Source organism: Stenotrophomonas sp., assembly GCF_031995405.1.
Lineage (GTDB): Bacteria > Pseudomonadota > Gammaproteobacteria > Xanthomonadales > Xanthomonadaceae > Stenotrophomonas.
In genome coordinates this window covers 10851-12139 of sequence record NZ_DAMAGC010000015.1, presented here as the reverse complement: position 1 = coordinate 12139, position 1289 = coordinate 10851, and the positions used below count along the sequence as shown (strand labels likewise).

At 63.4% G+C, this 1289-nt stretch carries 1 protein-coding gene; it reads right to left on the bottom strand.

Going from position 1 to position 1289, the window contains the following annotated elements:
- Positions 1–195: 195 nt before the first annotated feature.
- Positions 196–1289: putative PEP-binding protein (locus RTO53_RS04275; RefSeq protein ID WP_312236636.1), on the bottom strand; the 1094-nt coding region annotated here is incomplete at its 5' end.

Sequence of the window (1289 nt, the reverse complement as noted above, 5' to 3'; positions counted from 1 at the left end):
AAGGCAGCCACGCATGGCGTGGCTCTACCCGCCCACCGTGGTGGTCGCAGACAAGGGTAGTGCCACGCCATGCGTGGCAACGCAGCCCATCCGGCACCCGGACCCCCAACGCAAGGCAGCCACGCATGGCGTGGCTCCACGGCAAAAACAAAACCCCGCTTGCGCGGGGTTTCGTTCGTCAACCTGCCAGCCGTATCAGCTGTTGGCCTTCAACTTGGCCAGACGCAGCCAGGTGTCGACCACGGTGTCCGGATTCAGCGACACCGACTCGATGCCCTCCTGCATCAGCCATTCGGCCAGGTCCGGGTGGTCGGACGGGCCCTGGCCGCAGATACCGACGTACTTGCCCTTGGCGCGTGCGGACTTGATCGCCATCGACAGCAGCTTCTTCACCGCCGGGTTCCGCTCGTCGAACAGGTGCGCGACGATCGAGGAATCGCGGTCCAGGCCCAGGGTCAGCTGGGTCAGGTCGTTGGAGCCGATGGAGAAGCCGTCGAAGATTTCCAGGAACTCATCGGCGAGCAGTGCGTTGGACGGCACTTCGCACATCATGATGATCTTCAGGCCGTTCTCGCCCTGCTTGAGGCCATTCTGCTCCAGCACCTCGACGACCTTGCGGCCTTCTTCCAGGGTGCGCACGAACGGAATCATGACCCACAGGTTGTCCAGGCCCATCTCGTTGCGTACGCGCAGCACGGCCTTGCATTCCAGTGCGAAGGCGTCCGAGAAGCTCGGGTCGACGTAACGGCTGGCGCCGCGGAAGCCGATCATCGGGTTCTCTTCATGCGGCTCGTAATTGCTGCCGCCGATCAGGTTGGCGTACTCATTGGACTTGAAGTCCGATAGGCGCACGATCACCGGGTTCGGCGCGACCGAGGCGGTCAGGGTGGCGATGCCCTCGGCCAGGCGGCCGACGTAGAAGCTGACCGGATCGGCGTAACCGGCGATCTTCTCGTCGATCTTCTTCTTGGTCGCCGCGTCCTGGCGGTCGTATTCCAGCAGTGCGTTGGGGTGGATGCCGATGTGGCTGGCGATGATCATTTCCAGGCGGGCCAGGCCGATGCCGGCGTTCGGCAGCTGGCCGAAGTCGAAGGCACGTTCCGGGTTGGCCACGTTCATCATGATCTTCAGCGGCAGCGCCGGCATCTCGTCTACCTGCGAACTGGTGACTTCGAAATCGATCAAATCGCTATAGACATAGCCGGTGTCGCCCTCGGCGCAGGAGACGGTGACTTTGTTGCCGTCCTGCAAGCGATCGGTAGCGTCGCCGCAGCCCACCACTGCCGGGA